The sequence below is a fragment of the Bifidobacterium actinocoloniiforme DSM 22766 genome, assembly GCF_001263395.1.
Lineage (GTDB): Bacteria > Actinomycetota > Actinomycetes > Actinomycetales > Bifidobacteriaceae > Bombiscardovia > Bombiscardovia actinocoloniiformis.
On record NZ_CP011786.1, the window covers coordinates 410378 to 426919 of the forward strand.

At 61.9% G+C, this 16542-nt stretch carries 12 protein-coding genes; 5 read left to right on the plus strand and 7 right to left on the minus strand.

Annotated features, from left to right (window positions below):
- The first annotated feature begins 54 nt into the window (after window positions 1–54).
- Window positions 55–1143, plus strand: a complete 1089-nt coding sequence (locus AB656_RS01605; protein WP_033503329.1) for a hypothetical protein — start codon at window positions 55–57, stop codon at window positions 1141–1143.
- 137 nt (window positions 1144–1280) lie between these two features.
- Here the strand turns inward: AB656_RS01605 and AB656_RS01610 are convergent, their stop codons facing one another.
- The 3 genes from AB656_RS01610 to AB656_RS01620 all read right to left on the minus strand — a co-directional run bounded on the left by AB656_RS01610 (window position 1281) and on the right by AB656_RS01620 (window position 7131).
- Window positions 1281–2507: an acetate/propionate family kinase gene (locus AB656_RS01610; protein ID WP_033503330.1), complete on the minus strand. Its 1227-nt coding sequence runs from the start codon at window positions 2505–2507 to the stop codon at window positions 1281–1283.
- Between the two features lie 188 nt (window positions 2508–2695).
- Window positions 2696–4384 carry a phosphate acetyltransferase gene (gene pta, locus AB656_RS01615; RefSeq protein WP_033503394.1) on the minus strand — a complete coding sequence of 563 codons (1689 nt, stop codon included), beginning with the start codon at window positions 4382–4384 and terminating at the stop codon, window positions 2696–2698.
- A 272-nt stretch (window positions 4385–4656) separates the two neighbouring features.
- A complete protein-coding gene (locus AB656_RS01620; RefSeq protein ID WP_033503331.1) occupies window positions 4657–7131 on the minus strand; it encodes a phosphoketolase in 2475 nt (824 codons plus the stop codon).
- Window positions 7132–7497: 366 nt separating this feature from the next.
- Between AB656_RS01620 and guaA the strand changes: the two genes are divergently transcribed.
- On the plus strand, window positions 7498–9060 hold the full coding sequence (gene guaA / locus AB656_RS01625) for a glutamine-hydrolyzing GMP synthase (RefSeq protein WP_033503333.1): 1563 nt from the start codon (window positions 7498–7500) through the stop codon (window positions 9058–9060).
- Between the two features lie 327 nt (window positions 9061–9387).
- On the opposite strand, the gene AB656_RS07790 is transcribed toward guaA, so the two are convergent.
- Together AB656_RS07790 and AB656_RS01635 are read right to left on the minus strand one after the other, a co-directional pair.
- Window positions 9388–10008 carry a hypothetical protein gene (locus AB656_RS07790; RefSeq protein WP_144418907.1) on the minus strand — a complete coding sequence of 207 codons (621 nt, stop codon included), beginning with the start codon at window positions 10006–10008 and terminating at the stop codon, window positions 9388–9390.
- A gap of 133 nt (window positions 10009–10141) precedes the next feature.
- Window positions 10142–10612, minus strand: a complete 471-nt coding sequence (locus AB656_RS01635) for a hypothetical protein (protein WP_033503337.1) — start codon at window positions 10610–10612, stop codon at window positions 10142–10144.
- A gap of 521 nt (window positions 10613–11133) precedes the next feature.
- On the opposite strand from AB656_RS01635, the gene AB656_RS01640 reads away from it, so the two are divergent.
- Complete coding sequence (locus AB656_RS01640) at window positions 11134–12177, plus strand: zinc-binding dehydrogenase (protein WP_033503339.1); 1044 nt, start codon at window positions 11134–11136, stop codon at window positions 12175–12177.
- Between the two features lie 28 nt (window positions 12178–12205).
- Window positions 12206–12814 (plus strand): NAD(P)H-binding protein, encoded by a 609-nt coding sequence (locus AB656_RS01645; protein WP_033503341.1) that lies wholly within the window; start codon window positions 12206–12208, stop codon window positions 12812–12814.
- A 32-nt stretch (window positions 12815–12846) separates the two neighbouring features.
- On the opposite strand, the gene AB656_RS01650 is transcribed toward AB656_RS01645, so the two are convergent.
- Both AB656_RS01650 and AB656_RS01655 read right to left on the minus strand, forming a co-directional pair.
- Window positions 12847–13671, minus strand: coding sequence for an oxidoreductase (locus tag AB656_RS01650; protein ID WP_033503343.1), 825 nt, complete (start codon window positions 13669–13671; stop codon window positions 12847–12849).
- Between the two features lie 387 nt (window positions 13672–14058).
- Entirely contained in the window at window positions 14059–14976 is a 918-nt protein-coding gene (locus AB656_RS01655; RefSeq protein WP_033503395.1) for a glycosylasparaginase, read from the minus strand.
- A 391-nt stretch (window positions 14977–15367) separates the two neighbouring features.
- On the opposite strand from AB656_RS01655, the gene AB656_RS01660 reads away from it, so the two are divergent.
- Window positions 15368–16528: an aminotransferase class I/II-fold pyridoxal phosphate-dependent enzyme gene (locus AB656_RS01660; protein WP_033503396.1), complete on the plus strand. Its 1161-nt coding sequence runs from the start codon at window positions 15368–15370 to the stop codon at window positions 16526–16528.
- Window positions 16529–16542 lie beyond the last annotated feature (14 nt).

Below are 16542 nucleotides of genomic sequence, written 5' to 3' on the forward strand. Positions count from 1 at the left end.
GTTGGGTGCTCAGCCCGCGGTCGTCACTGATAAGAGAAGGACACGAGAATCAGCATGAACGAGAATGAGAATCCGCAGGAGCCCCAGGAGCCGCAGGCTCAGAACGGTCCCGCTACCGCGCCGGGCCAGGGAGCTCAGCCAGGACCTCAGGCACAGTCCGAAGCCTCGGCGCAGTCTTCATCGATGGCGCAGGGCCAGGCGCCTGCGTCCCCAGAGCAGGCTGCTTCTGCGACTTCGGGCGCCCCCGGTGGGGCAGATGTTCAGGGCCAGCAGGGTCAACCCGCTCCCGACTACAAGATGGCGGCGGAGCAGCCGGGTCAAGGCGCGACCAAGACTAAGCGCACTTGGTTGATTGTGGCCGTCGTGGTTGTTGTAATCGCAGCCCTGGCAGCCGCCGTCCTGGTCATGAAGCCTTGGGCGCCCAAGCCGGCTGACTACCGGCAGGCGGCCAACGCTGCCGCGGACATCCGCAGCCAAAAGAACAAAATCGCCGATCAGTTGGGCGAGGCTTATATCGCTGCGGGTGATCCCAACAAGGAGTTCAGTCAGCAGGATGTCGATAAGCTGAAGAACTCCATCGACAAGCTCGATCAGATGAACAAGGACTTCGCCAAACAGAAGGCCGTCAAGGACAAGGACGTGAACGCCAAGTACCAGACCTATCTGGAGAAGTCCAAGCGGTACGACGCTTTCGTGGGCGATTTGGCCGCTTCCGCGCCCGCATACGCCAAGGCAGGAAAGGCCTGCGGGCAAGAGCCGGAATTGGCCAGTACCTCGGACACCACGGAATACCTGAACAAGGTGAACGATTTCATCTCCTCGTGCAAGGCCAGTCTTGACGCCGTAGTGAAAGCGCCCAATAAAACCTTATCGGATTACGCGAAGGAGACTTCCGGTAGCTTGTCCCAACTCCAGGATGTCCTCAAGCAAACCGGCGATCTGGTCAACAACCTGAACTCCGACAATTTGAGTCAGAGCATGTCGAAGCTTACGGATTTGGAGCAGCAGGCGAGGGACATAGAGAAGGACACGCCAAAGTCCCTGGAGGTGAGAAGCAATCTGAGGGATGAAGAGAAGAAGGTCAGCCCGGATGCGTCTTTGAACGATCTCTATCAGATTTTGCAGAATAAAGCAGGCAAGTAAAAAGTCAGGCTGGCGCGGGCGATGAGCGTGGCGTCAGCCTAGCGGCTGGGCGAGTCTGAATACACCCCAAGGGCCCATGAAGCGGTTTTCCGCCTCCTGGGCCCTTGGGGTATTCTTGCGCTTACCGAGCGGTCACATCACTTGCCGAAGACGTTGCCGTATGAGTCGCCATCTCGGGCGATGACTTCGGACTGGCGGGCGATTGAGAGTTCCTCGTTGGTCGGGATCACGCAAATCGTCACTGTGCTGTCGGGCGTGGAGATGATGCGAGGCTCCTTTGAACGTACATCGTTCTTGGCCGCATCCAGCTTGACGCCGAAGGGGGCCAGCTGGTTGATGACCGCGGCGCGGACGATCTCGTCGTTCTCGCCGACGCCTGCGGTGAAGGTGAGCACATCCAGACCGCCCATCTGAGCCGTGTAGTTGCCGATGTAGCCGACGATGCGGTGGACGTAGACATCCAGGGCCAGCTTGGCGTCCTCATTGCCCTCAGCCACCAGCCGGTGGACCTCACGCATGTCGCCGAAACCGGTCATGCCGGTCATGCCGGACTGCTTATTGAACAGGGTGTCCAGCTGGTCGACGTCCATGTTGGCGTTACGAATCAGGTGGAAGACCACGGCCGGATCGATATCGCCGGTGCGGCTACCCATGACCAGGCCTTCCAGCGGGGTCAGGCCCATCGAAGTCTCGACCGGGCGGCCCGAAACCTGAGCCGAAGCCGAAGCGCCGTTGCCGATGTGGAGGACGATCTGCTTGAGGCCTTCCGCCGGCTTGCCCGCAACCTTGGGAGCCATGGAGCCGACGTACTGGTGGCTGGTGCCGTGAGCGCCATAGCGGTGAATGTGGTACTTCTCAGCGACTTCCTTGTTCAGGGCGTAGGTGGACGCCTTCTTCGGCAGCTCGAAGAAGAAGGAGGAGTCGAACACGAAGACCTGCGGCGTATCAGGCAGGAGCCTGCTCATCACTTCGGCGCCTGTGGCTTCAGGCCCGTTGTGGAGAGGGGCCAGCACAGCCAGGTCTTTGACCTGGGCGATGGTCTTGTCGGTCACCAGGGCCGGCTTGGGGAAGATGGAACCACCCTGGACCACGCGGTGGCCGACCGCGACGATGCCGGACTCAGTCAAGTTGGGGCCATATTCCTCGAAGAAGCCCAGGACCCGCTTCAGACCGGTCCCGTGGTCCGGAATCGGCTCCTCAAGCTCGTGCTTGCTGCCCTGGTACTCGTGCTTGTAATGGCCGTCGATGGGCTCGCCGATCTTCTCGACCAGACCCGAGGCCAAGCCCTCGCCGGTTTCCAGGTCCACCAGCTGGTACTTGATTGAGCTGGAGCCCGAATTGATGACTAGGACGGTTCTCGCCATTGTGGCATCCTCCTGATGCTGTACGTTAGGGGAGCGAAGAACTCCCCATTTCCTTGGTTCAGATTACGCGCCGGGGCTTACAATGCTGGTCGGCGCAAGCAATTGAGAAAGCGGGCCGTCTGTGGCAGGCGGGCCCGCTTTCCTTCTATGTCTGCTATGTCTTCAGCGCAGGTGCTGCGTCGAAGGCCTCACTCGTCTTGGGCCTCGACCGCGGTCAGAGCCACGGTGTTGATGATGTCCTGGACCAGAGCGCCGCGAGAGAGGTCGTTGACCGGCCTGTTGAGCCCCTGCAGGACCGGGCCGATGGCCAGGGCGCCCGAGGAGCGTTGCACCGCTTTGTAGCCGATGTTGCCGGCCGCCAGTGAGGGGAAGACGAATACGTTAACATGGCCTGCGACTTCGTTGCCCTTGGCCTTGGCGGCGGCCACGGTGGGCGACCAAGCGGCGTCGAACTGAATCGAGCCGACGATCGGCAGGTCGGGCGCCTTCTCCTTGGCCAGCCTCGTGGCCTCCTCGACCAGGTCCACGTCCGGGCCCTTGCCGGAACCCAAAGTGGAGTAAGAGAGCATGCCGACCCGTGGCTCAATCCCGAAAGCCCGTGCGGTCTGGGCCGACTGGATGGCGATGTCCGCCAGCTGCTCGGCGGTGGGGTTCAGATTGATGGCGCAGTCGGCGAAGACTGCCACGTGGTCCTTGAAGCACATGAGGAAGGCGCCGGAGACCAGGGAAGCGCCGGGCTTGGTCTTGATGACCTGAAGGGCCGGGCGCACTGTATTGGCGGTCGAGTTGACGGAGCCGGAGACCAAGCCGTCGGCGAGACCCTGGACGACCAGCATAGTGCCGAAGTAAGAGGGGTCTTTCAGCTGCTGTCGGGCCTGCTCCTCGGTCATGCCTTTCTTGGCGCGCAGGGCGCACAGCTTGCTGATCATGGGGGTCAGCACGGCCTCGTCGTCCATGCTTTGGAAAGAGGCCTGCCCTAGGTGCTCCAGGCCCAGCTCGCCTGCGCGCTTGAGGATGGCCGCTTGCTCGCCGACGATGATCAGCTTGACGATGCCGCGCTCCAGCAGGTAATCGGCCGCCTTGAGAATGCGGTCCTCGCCGCCCTCGGGCAGGACGATGGTCTTCTGGCCGGCCTTGGCGCGCTCCAACAGGTCGTTCTGGAAGGCGATGGGTGTGGTCACTTGGACGGAGGGCCCTTCGGCGGCCTTGACGATTTGATCGGCGGGCGCGCAGGATTGGAAGGCCTTCAGCGCCTGCTCATGGCTTTCGGTGGCCTCGGGCGCGGGATCGAACTCCATTCGATCAACCAGCCAGCAGGGCTGATCGTAACCGGCAAAGCGCTCCTGGAGTCCGGGTTTATCGTCCTGCTCGCATCCGGTGACAAAGACCCCCGCCAGGCGGCTGCCTGCCCCCTCGACGATGCCGCGGCAGGTCGCCACGCTTTGGAAGACCTGCTCGGGGGTGCGCTCAATCGTGCAGACGGCCAGGAAGACCGGGGATCGCAAATCGGCTGCGATGTCGGCGTCCAAGACCATGCGGGTCGGATCGGCGACGGGGGTCTTATCGGAACCTACAATCAACACGGCCTCGGGCTGCTCCTTCGCGGTGAGCGCGCTATAGGCGGCGACCGCGTCGGCGCGGGCCTGCTCCCGATCCGTGCGGGCCTTGCCGGGGCAGGTGGCCACGGACAGGCCACGACTGGCTTCACTGCCGCAGGCCTTGAGCAGGGTTTCGGTCAGCCGCTCCTTCCGGCAGGCGATGGGCCGTAAGAGGGCGACCTTCTTGGAGGCCGCCAAAGCTTGGGCCACGCCGTAAGCCACAACGTTGCGGCCGGTGCCTGCTTCGGGGCTGATGATACTGATATTGATAGGACTCACTGAAGTCCCCTCCTGTCCATGATTAATCTCGCCATGAGCGTTGGCTGTGACCGCTTCGTTCACGCCTTGCGCCCGCCACCAGTATAGGCTACAAGCCCAACAAGCTGCCTTGGGCCGTCGCACTGGGGTCGGGGGAGGAGGGGAGGCCTCGTAAATAAGAGAAAGGGCGCCAGCGGCGCGTATGCGCGTCACTGGCGCCCCTAACGGGGTTGAACATGGGCTGGTAGCTAATGCACCTGGACCCTGTCCAACCTAGTGGCGGGCCGTAAGGCTCACTCGTTGTCCCCGGCCGTGGCAGCGGTCGCCGAGATGTTCTTCTGACCGGCGCGGTTGGCGTCAGGCCAGACGAAATCGGTGTAAGCGGGGTGGTCGTAGCCATTGTCCACCGCGAACTGGAAGGCCTCGGTGCGGAACTTGGTCCACTCGTCGATCTGACCGGCGTACTTCTTGGCATCCACCAGCTCAAGGGCGGAGGCCGCCAAGCACCAACGATCCATGTCGTTGACGCGCACCATGTCGAAGGGCGTAGTGGTAGAACCCTGCTCCTTGTAACCGTGCACCGTGAAGTTGTCGTGGTTGGGACGGCCGTGGATCAGGCGGTAGATCGAGCCCGGGTAGGCGTGGAAGGCGAACAGGACCGGCTTGTCCTTGCTGAAGAGCTCGGTGAACTCCTCGTCGGAGATCGCCTGGTCGTTCTCTTCGACGTCCTGGAGCTTGAGCAGGTCCACCACGTTGACGAACTGGACCTTGATGCCCATCTTCTGGAGCATGTCGTCGGCTGCCAGGGCCTCTTGGGTGGGGATGTCACCAGCCGTGGCGATGACCACGTCAGCATCCTCGGCGTCCTTGGCGTTGGAAGCCCAATCCCAACGTGCGGCGCCCTTCTCCAGCTCAGCCTTGGCCTCGTCCACGCTCTGGTAGGTGGCCGCGGGCTGCTTACCGGCGAAGATCGCGTTGATGCAGTTGGTGGACTTGTAGGCACGCTCGCCCACAGCCAGCAGCATGTTCGCATCGGACGGGAAGTAGATGTTGACCACGTGGTCGTTGTTGAAGGATTTGTTCAGCAGGATGTCCACGAAACCGGGGTCCTGGTGGGAGAAGCCGTTGTGATCCTGGCGCCACACGTGGGAGGTGACCAGGACGTTGAGGCCAGCGATGGGCTTGCGCCAAGGAATCTCACGGACCGTGGCTTCCAGCCACTTGGCGTGCTGGTTGATCATGGAGTCGATCACATGCACGAAGGACTCGTAGGTGGACCAGATGCCGTGACGGCCGGTGAGCAGGTAGCCCTCCAGGAAGCCTTCCATCTGGTTCTCCGACAGCTGCTCGATCACCTGGCCGGTGTGGGCCATGTGCTCGTCGGTCAGCTCGGAGAGGTACTCGGCGTCCCACTGCTTGTTGGTCACCTCGTAAGCGGCGGCCAGACGGTTGGAGGCCGTCTCGTCGGGGCCGAAGATGCGGAAATCGGTGGGGTTCTTGGCCAGCACGTCGCGGGTGTAGTAGCCCAGCACGCGGGTGGCCTCGGTGGCGCCCCAGCCATGGCCGTGGCTCTTGACGTCGATTTCGTAATCGTGGATGTCGGGCAGGTCCAGGGGCTTCAGCAGACGGCCGCCGTTGGCGTTCGGGTTCTCGCCGATGCGCAGGTCGCCCTTAGGCATGAAGGAGGTGACCTCGGGGCGGACGGCTCCCTTATCGTCGAAGAGCTCGGCGGGCTTGTAAGACTCCAGCCAGCCCTTGAGGACCTGGAAGTGGGCCTCGGTGTCGCGGGCGGAGGCCAGCGGCACCTGATGGGCGCGCCAAGAGCCTTCGGTCTTCTTGCCGTCGATGAACTTGGGGCAGGTCCAACCCTTGGGCGTGCGGAAGATGATCATCGGATAGAAGGGCCGGGTCATGTCGTCGGTCTGGGCCAGGGCCTTGATCTCGCAGATGTCGTCGAAGACGGACTCCAGCAGGTCGGCGAACCGGCGGTGGATGGACATGTGGCTCTCGTCGTCGAAGCCGGCGACGAACTCGTGAGGCTCGTAACCCATGCCGTGGAAGAACTCGTGGAGCTCCTCATCGGAGATGCGCGAAAGGATGGTCGGGTTGGCGATCTTGTAACCATTCAGGTGCAGGATCGGCAGCACTATGCCATCGGTGCGGGGGTTGACCAGCTTGTTGGACTGCCAGGAGGTGGCCAGGGCGCCGGTCTCAGCCTCGCCGTCGCCCACGACCGCGGGCACGAAGAGGGAGGGGTTGTTCATGACCGCTCCATAGGCGTGGGACAGGGCGTAACCCAGCTCGCCGCCCTCGTGGATGGACCCGGGGGTCTCAGGCGCGAAGTGGGAGGGGATGCCGCCCGGGTAGGAGAACTGGCGGAAGAACTTCTGCAGGCCAGCCTCGTCCTTGGTGATGTTAGGGAAGTACTCGCTGTAGGTGCCGTCCAGGTAGGACTGCGAGGTGCCGGCGGGGCCACCGTGGCCCGGGCCCATGATGAAGACCGTGTTCTGCTGGTGGTCAGCGATCAGGCGGTTCAGGTGGCCCAGCAGGAAGTTCAAGCCAGGAGTGGTGCCCCAGTGGCCGACGAGACGGTGCTTGACGTCTTCGCGGGTGAACGGCTCCCTCATCAGCGGGTTGCTGCGAAGGTAAATCTGGCCGATGGAGAGGTAGTTGGCTGCACGCCAATACTTGTCGACAGCTTCCAGGGTCTCCTCGGAAACCGGAGCGTCGAGCTTCTTCCAAGGGGTGCCGATAACAGGATTCGTCATGTGTACTCCTGCACTATAGTGCGATTGATTCTTTTCGTTCGGTAGTAAAGCGCCGACAGGCCCTCTGGCCAGTCCGACCCCTTATTTCCCAATCGCTCTCATGGTACGTGGAAGAGGCGACTTTCTGGACTTTTTAGTTGCAGGCGTGTTCATATATGTTCGGATGGGGGCACATTCATGTTCATTTGCTCGAAAGTGGCGGAATTGCAGGCTTTTGCGTAGGCTGTCCGATTGTCGTGGGCCGCCTGGGCGGGAAGCGGCGGTCCCGGTCTTGCGCTGTGGGCTGCAAGCTGAGGTCGGCTTGTCTGAAAGGGCGTTCATAATCGAGGCACAAGCAAATGCAAGAAGATAATAATAAGGAGCGTCATGGCAGCAGGACCCGTTCTGGTAGTCGATTTCGGGGCTCAGTACGCCCAGCTCATCGCTAGGAGGGTGCGCGAGGCGCATGTTTACTCCGAGCTGGTGCCGCACTCGATGCCGGTGGAGCGGATGCTGGCCATGGATCCCAAGGCCATCATCCTTTCCGGTGGGCCCGCTTCGGTCTATGTCGAGGGCGCGCCTACGCTGGATCCCGCCATTTTCGAGGCCGGCGTGCCGGTGCTGGGCATCTGCTATGGCTTCCAGGTCATGGCCCACGAGCTCGGCGGCGTCGTGAACAAGGCGGCCCTGGGGGAGTACGGTAAGACCGAGACGGTGATCGACCGGGCTGAAGGGCTGCTGGCTGGTTCCCCGGACAAGCAGACCACCTGGATGAGCCATGGTGTGGCCGTCGAACAAGCGCCGGAGGGCTTCCAGGTGCTGGCTCACACCGCAGGAGCGCCAGTCGCCGCCATGCAGGACCCCGCCCGCAAGCTCTACGGGGTTCAATGGCATCCTGAGGTCAAGCACACCCCCTTGGGTCAGGAGCTCATCTCCACCTTCCTGCATCAGTGCGCTGGCCTGGCCGATGATTGGGACCCTTCCAGCATCATCGAGGACCAAGTGGCCGCCATCCGAGCCAAGGTCGGCTCCGACCAGGTCATCTGCGGCCTGTCCGGCGGGGTGGACTCGGCAGTGGCAGCGGCCCTGGTTCACAAGGCGATCGGCGACCAGTTGACTTGCGTCTTCGTCGACCACGGGCTGCTGCGCAAGGGCGAAGCCCAGCAGGTGAAACATGACTTCGTCGCGGCCACTGGCATCAAGCTGATCGCCGTTGACGCATCCGAGGACTTCCTGGGCGCCCTGAAAGGGGTGAGCGAGCCTGAACGCAAGCGCAAGATCATCGGGGAGAAGTTCATCCGCACTTTCGAAAAGGCCCAGCGCCAGGTCATCGAAGAGGCCGGCAAGGCGGGGAAGGAAGTCAAGTTCCTGGTGCAGGGCACCCTCTACCCGGACGTGGTCGAATCCGGCGGCGGGGATGGGGCTGCCAACATCAAGTCCCACCACAATGTGGGCGGTCTGCCCAAAGACATCCACTTCGAGCTGATTGAGCCATTGCGCACCCTCTTCAAGGATGAGGTGCGCGCCATCGGCAGCCAGCTGGGCCTGCCTGACGAGATCGTCTGGCGGCAGCCCTTCCCCGGCCCCGGGCTGGGCATCCGCATCATCGGCGAAATCACACGCCCCCGCCTGGACCTGCTCCGGGAGGCGGATGCGATCGCCCGCGAGGAGCTGTCCGCCGCCGGTCTGGACAGGGACATCTGGCAGTGCCCGGTCGTGCTCCTGGCTGACGTGCACTCGGTGGGCGTCCAGGGCGATGAGCGCACTTACGGGTCGCCGGTCGTGCTGCGCCCGGTTTCCTCCGAGGACGCGATGACCGCGGACTGGTCGCGCCTGCCTTACGATGTGCTCGCCCGCATCTCCACCAGGATCACCAACGAATGCCCGGGCGTCAACCGCGTGGTCCTGGACGTCACCTCCAAGCCGCCGGCAACCATCGAGTGGGAGTAATGAAAGCTTCGCTTCAAAGGTGGCTTGCGCAGGTTCATGCTTGTGCGCAAATGAGAACCATTGCAGGTTTGCCCACGCCCGTCAATGATTTGAAATCAAGCTAATGGATCAGCCCCGGAACCCAAGAGGTCCGGGGCTTTTCCGCGTCCCAAGATCGGCGCCTTAACTTCGAGAATTGGCGCTAAAACAAACAAATCAGACCCGGCAGCAGTCCGCAAGTGAAGAAGCTCGGATTACACCCGACTGGTTTTGTCGCTGGCCTTCTTGAGAGCCTTTGACAGCTCGGTATTGCTGCGCGAATAATATTTCAGGCTGCGCTTCAGAAGCTTAAGCATCTTCCTCGAGCTGATCCTTCCCGGTTGCATCATCCGAGTCGTCTGACGGATCATCAGGTGGAACATTGCGTTTGATTTCCTCGATTTGTGCCTGCAGATTTATCATGTGCATGTTCAGCGTGGTATTTATTCCCCCTACCGAAGTCAGATCACCGTATCGTTTAATCAGCACCTCCTCACAGAAGGCAGGCAGTTTTGCGCACTCGTCGTGCACGAAATGTCCATTTGTCGTGAAGACCAAGGACGTGGCGGCAGTTATTCCTGTTTTTCCTCCTACGACCCCCAGCAAAGCTCCGCTACCGGCGATGAGCGCAGTTCCGCCAGCCATCCCTAGACCACCGGAGGCAATTGCACCCCCACCAAGAAAGGCGAGGCTGGCGTTCGTGAGTACCGCTCCGGAAAGGGCAACTGTCTCCGCCCCCAATGCGGCTGCGAGTGCGGGTGCCAGTACAGGAGCGAGATAGAAGGCAACACCGCCTGCGGCGACTCCGATGGCCAGGGTTCCAGCAGATCCCGTACGCCCCCATAGCATGCGTAAGGTCGCCACGGTATGCCGCCTGGTTTCATCTGAGGTCATTCGCATCGTGATAGCTGTAAAATTCGCCCTCGTCACCTATCCGTTCATCCCTGAACGAATACACGTCTCCACGTCACCACAGCCGCGGAGCTGCGCCCACAACCCCTCAAACGATCGCGCACATGTGAGCCGCCGCTCCCTATAAGGCGCTTCCTTCAATCGGCGCGTCTCAGCAATCAGAGGAAGTCGCAATCGACCTTAACCTCTTGAAACCCACGGATGCAAGAAGGGTACCTGCTTGCAACTTCTCGTAAATCATTTCCCAGCTGATGATTCGCCTTATGGCGGAGCAAGCGCGCCTATAATCGCCCGCTTCCATGGCGGCGTTAAAGGCCTTCTCTACAATCTCCCCATTGATGCCGGCCGCCTCCGCGATCCAGAGAAGCGACGCCGGATTCATGAGCCTGTTGTAGCACCGTTTGGCGCTCATGTTAGGTTTTATGCGCGTATATGAGCCGCTGCCCTTGGTTGAGTTGCAGCGAAACCAGGCAACCATGTGCTCGCGCTCGGTCCTGCCTGTTTTGTTGGGCGAGTCATGCACTTCGGCAATATAGCGGTCGGAGTATGGGTAATGATCGCTCTTGCGGGCGAATATCCTCGCCGCTCTCGCACAGCGCATATCGCTCTTATCCAACAGCACGGCCCCTTCCTTTTACAGGCGCATTCGCATTGCGTTTATTATAGGTACGCCGCTTAAGCGATTCCGTGTCAGGCAATCGCGATGGAGGAATGTACCCCATTGATCAGGGTCTTATTACATTCGAGCCACGGAAAGCGGCGCTTAGGCGAGAAAAGCAAGCGTCAGAGCTTCAGCTTTATGATTGGTTATACGGTGATTACGATTTTCGCTGCCAAGCACGCGAATATGAGCCTCCCTTAGCCCCAACATATCGCGGACTTGGTTTTCTATCGCGCGTCCTACAAGGAACTCCATCCATACGAGTGGATCAATCCATGTGAATATGGCGAGAATAACAGCAAAGCACCCACGCCTGCTATTCAGCGCATTTTCGATGAATTCGTGGCATAGTGCGCGAATAATGCCGGGCTCTCGATTCGGGGGAGGGGGCGTCCCTTAGGACTGGCTTGACTTCAAGCCCCTTAAAGCGCTTATGCTGCTTGGAAGGCCGCCAAACGTTGGCGGTGGAGGAAAGAGACGGAATGAGAGCAGCACGTTTTATTGAGCCGGGCCAGGTGCGTCTGGACGAGGTTGACGATCCGGTCATCGAGAAGCCGGGTGACGCGATTATCCGTATTGTGCGCGCCTGCGTGTGCGGGTCGGACCTGTGGTGGTTCAGGGGGCTGTCCAAGCGGCAGCCCGGCACGCTGGTGGGCCACGAGGCCATCGGCGTGGTCGAAGCGGTGGGCCAGCAGGTCACCCATATCCATGAGGAAGACTTCGTGATCGCCCCCTTCACGCATGGTTGCGGGCACTGCCCGGCTTGCGTTGCCGGATTCGACGGCAACTGCATGAACCAGGAGCCCGGTGGCAATGGAGGCTACCAGGGCGAACGACTGCGCTTCTCCAACGCGGACTGGGCGCTCATCAAGATCCCAGGTGCCCCCGCCGACTACAGCGACGGCATGCTCAACTCCTTGCTGACCCTGGCCGACGTGATGGCGACCGGCTATCATGCCGCGGTCACGGCTGAAGTAAGCCGCGGCGACACGGTCGTGGTGTTCGGCGATGGGGCGGTAGGGCTGTGCGGGGTGATCGCCGCGAAGCTGCGGGGGGCCGAGCGCATCATAGCGATGAGCAGGCACGCTGACCGCCAGGCGTTGGCCCGGGAGTTCGGGGCCACCGATATTCTGCCCCAGCGCGGTGATGAAGCCGTCGAGGCGATTCGTGCGCTGAGCGATGGCGCGGGCGCCGACGCGGTGCTCGAATGCGTGGGCAGCGAGCAGTCCGTGGCTTCCGCGCTCGGGGCCGCCAAGCCAGGTGCCGTGGTGGGCAGGGTCGGAGTGCCTCAGGACTCCACCGTCAACACCGCTGGTCTCTTCTGGCGCAATGTAGGTGTTCGTGGTGGAGTGGCCGCCGTAACCAGCTACGACAAGGCCCAGCTCTTGGATGCGGTTCTCGACGGACGAATCCAACCAGGCAAGGTCTTCACCCAACGCTTCGACTTGGAGCATATCCAGCAGGCATACGAGGCGATGGACCAGCGCAAGGCTGTAAAATCCCTGCTCGTCGTCAGCGACGAGTGAGGTGGGGGACAGGCGAAAAGGAAGGTCAATGACAGCGGTATTGATAATAGGAGCGACGGGCACGGTCGGCGCCGCGAGCAGGAAGCGTCTGCTTGAGGGCACGAGCGACAGGCTGACCCTGATGGCTCGGCACACTCGATCCCTTCAGCCAATCGACGCCAGCCGAGAGCGCATCGTGAGCGGTTCGGTCACAGACCCCGAGCTGCTGGAAGGCGCGCTCAAAGGACAGGACGCCGTCTTGGCGGCGCTGAGTGGGGACCTGACCTCGATGGCGCACTCCCTGGTGGAGGGAATGGACCAGGCGGGCGTCAAGCGCCTCATCTTCATCTCGTCGATGGGCATCTACGACGAGATTCCGGATTCGGTCGGTGCTTCGGGGAACCTGTCGAAGAACCCTATCCTGCGCGATTACCGGCAAGCAGCTGATCTGGTGGAGGGCTCCGACCTGGACTATACGGTCATCAGGCCGGGCTGGTTCATCGGCGGCGATGACCCGGACTACCAAATCACCCACAAGGGTGAGCCTTTTGGCGGTCACGACGTGTGCGTGTCCAGCATCGCTGACCTGGTGGCCCGTTTGATTCACGAGCCCGGCCTGGGGCACCGGGAGAGCTTAGGCATCAACAAGAAGCCCTGACAAGCACCGCCGGGCGGACGGTAAGGGCCCGCTTAGAGGTCTTCGGCGTGGACCATCATCCAGTCAAAGGCCCGGGCGGGCAGGAGGGCGTGGAGGGCCACCAAAGGCTTGGCTCCAAAACCCAGTGTGTAGCGGGCTCGCGGACGCTTGACCGTGGCTGCGTGGACCAAGGTGCGGGCGACGGCCTCTGGTTTGGTTATCAGGGCGCTCGCGTAGAGTTTGCGCAGACCGGCGGCTGCCCGGGAAGCCTGCTGGCTGTATGGTCCATGGCTGGCGGCGGCTTGGAGGTGGTCAGCGGCGATCGGGCCCCATTGGGTGGCGACCGCACCTGGCTCAACGACCACTACGTCGATTCCGAAACCCCGGGTTTCCATCCGCAGGGCGTCGCTGAAAGCTTCCAGCGCGTATTTCGTAGCGTGATACCAGGCGCCCATGTAGGTGACCATCCGCCCGGCCATCGACGAGGTGTTCACGACGCGGCCTCGTCCAGCCGCCCGCATGCCAGGCAAGACCAGCTGGGTCAGTCGGGCCAGGCCGAAGAGGTTGACTTCGAACTGCCGCCGGACCTCCTCGATCGGCACCTGCTCGACTGGCCCATAGGAGCCATAGCCAGCGTTGTTGATTAAAACATCGATGCTGCCCTCACGCTCCAGGATCGCTTGGGCACCGGCCTCGATCGAAGCCTGGTCGCTCATGTCCATGCGTACGGGCACCACGCCCAGGACTCTAAGCCCTTCCAACAGTTCGATCCGTCGGCCGGCGCCATAGACCTCGTACCCGCGCTCGGCCAGCATCCGCGCCGTAGCGAGGCCGATTCCGCTGGTAGCCCCGGTGATCAGCACCACGCTTCGAGACATGCCACGCCCCCTTGTGTCCCTGCAACTGAGTCTTCTCCGTTATATATCCAACCAGCTTATTGCGCCCGTTCGCCCCCCCCCTCCCAAGAGCGATTCCGCAGGCGGCAATCGCGCTTCCGGCATCGTTAAAGGGTTCGTCATAGCCTTCCCGCCCTAACCCATTGAGATTGCCCTTGCCGGTTATCTCCGTGATGATGTCCTGTGGTGCGACACGCTGCTCAAAGATCGCTTAAGCGGGTCAATATCGGTCGGCCCGGAACCAGGGCGGATGTCGCCCTATTGGCTTCCAGGATCAATGCGCGAGCATGATGCCTCGATTCATCGACCATGCATCGGCAGCTTGAATCCTCTGGTCTTGGATCAGCCGCCATCTTCTACACTGTGGCTCTAGTCCCGGCCGTCTCCTACGGGTTCGAAGAGCGTGCTGCCCCTGGGAGCGGGGTTGGCCAGCATGACTTGTGGGGCGTGGTCGCTGGAGGCTATGCAGAAGGTGAATTCCACGTTGCTGGCGACCCCCCACCGGCCCCTGTTGTCCAGAGCGATCAGGGAGCAAGCGCCGGCCTTGCCATAGCGGCGGCGCAGCTTGGCGATAAAGGGGTAGACGGCCCGGTCGCAGGCCTCCTGGGGGCTGGCGCCTTCGGCCATCTGCCGCACGATTTCGTAGGAGAGGCAGCCCTTCATGATGTCCTCGCCCAGACCGGTCGCGGCCGCGCCCCCAACCTCGCTATCCACGTAGTAGCCCGATCCGGACAGAGCTGAATCGCCTATCCGACCTGGCCGCTTCATGAAGAGTCCTGAGGTGGAGGTGGCGGCGGCCATCGACCCGGAGCCCGACAGGGTGAGTGCCCCGACCGTGTCGTGCCCGTCGTAGGGTGTGATCAGACCGCGGTCCACCTGGTCCTTGCGCTCGCGCCATGTGGATTCCGCCTGTTGGGTGAGCATCGATGGCACGGACAGGCCCTGCTCGCGGGCGAAGTTGGAGGCGCCTTCGCCTACCAGGAAGGAGTTGACATGTTGCCGGCTCAAGGCACGCGCGACGCTGACCGCATGCATGACGCCCCGGATGCCAGCCACGGCCCCTTGGGCTAGCGTGTCGCCATCCATGAAAGCCGCGTCGCATTCCACAACGCCCTGGTCGTTGGGGAGTCCGCCGTAGCCTACGGAAGTGTATGCCGGGTCGGCCTCCACGGTTTTGATCAGCTCTTCGAGCGCGTCAGCCGCTGCGCCTTGCTTCCGTAGTATTTCCGCGGCCTTGCCTACGCCACCGTAGGCCATCTGCCAAGTCGCAATCGTCGCCCAGGTCATTGCCCCTCCGCTCGCCCGTAAGCAATTTGCCGGCGGTTTTGCCGACTTGTTCCAACACATCATACAAGACCAATCGCAGCGCGCCCGCTCATCAGGCCGTCCGCATGATGGACGGACGGTTTGACACATTCCGCTGATAGGGTAAGCTAAAACCCACGTTTACTTTTTGAGGAGGGTTTGTTATGGCACATCTGTCAATGTCAACCCTGTCTCGATTTAGCTATTGGTGGCGCAGACTGATTCTGTAGCCCCAGGCTTCAAGTGAACGGGCGCACAGATCAGCGGCGAATCTGACTGTGCGGTCTCGCTCTAAACCTTTGGCGATTGTTACCCCCCGCAGCCGGAGAAGCTGCGGGGTTTTTCGTAAACAACGGACGGAGGCAATACAACCATGAGCACAGTGGAGATGAACGAACGGGTCAGAGCCCAGAAGCCCAGCGACATACTGGGGTTCAACGCCGAGATCAGCGCGATTGATGGGATTGTGAAACTGACGCTCGGGGAGCCTGACTTCCCGACGCCGGAGCACGTGAAGGAAGCTGCGATCCGGTCCATTCAGGCCAACGAGTCCCACTACACGCCTAGCCGGGGCCTGCCTCAACTGCGGCAGGCGGCCGCTGACTTCCTGGAAGCCAAGTACGGGACCCGGTACGATCCGGACACGCAAATCCTGGTCACCGCCGGTGCGACCGGAGGAATTTACTCCACCCTTACCGCCATCCTGAACCCTGGTGACACGGTCTTCATTCCCACTCCGATCTTCCCTCTCTACATACCGATCACCCAACTGGCCGGAGGCTCAGTCGTTTTCATCGACACTTCCGACGACGGCTTCATCCTGACGCCGGCCAAGTTGGAGGCCGCCATTCAAGAGCACCCTGATACGGCAAAGGCCCTGGTCCTGAACTTCCCGACCAACCCCACAGGCGTGACCTACAACCGTGAGCAACTCCAGGGCCTAGCCCAGGTGGCTCGCGCCCATGGGCTGCTCGTCCTATCCGACGAGATTTACTCCGAATTGACCTACGAAGGCACCCACGTGTCAATGGGGCAAGTCATGCCTGAGCGCACGATTGTGCTCAACGGTGTGTCCAAGTCCCATGCGATGACTGGCTGGCGAATCGGCCTGGCGGCTGGGCCGGCCGACCTGATTGAGCAAATCGGCAAGGTCAGCGAATTCTCAATCACCTGCGCCACCGCCAACGCCCAGTACGCGGCCCTTGAAGCCCTGGGGCACGGACAGGACGACGCCGAACCTATGCGTCAGGCTTACCGTGAGCGCAGGGACTTCCTGGTCCCGGCACTGCGCCAGGCGGGTCTGGAGTCCACCGACCCGCAAGGGGCCTTCTATCTGTTTGTCAAGCTGCCCGAGCGAATGAAGGACTCCTGGAAGTTCGCTTATTCCCTGGCCCGCGAAGCCGGGGTGGCGGTCATCCCGGGGGCCAGCTTTGGTCCCGGCGGGGATGGATACGTGCGTATCTCCTACGCGGCTTCGATGGAAGACTTGCGAACGGCGACGGAGCGAATCGCGGCCTATATGCGCGCCCACTGACAGGCGGCCGTCCA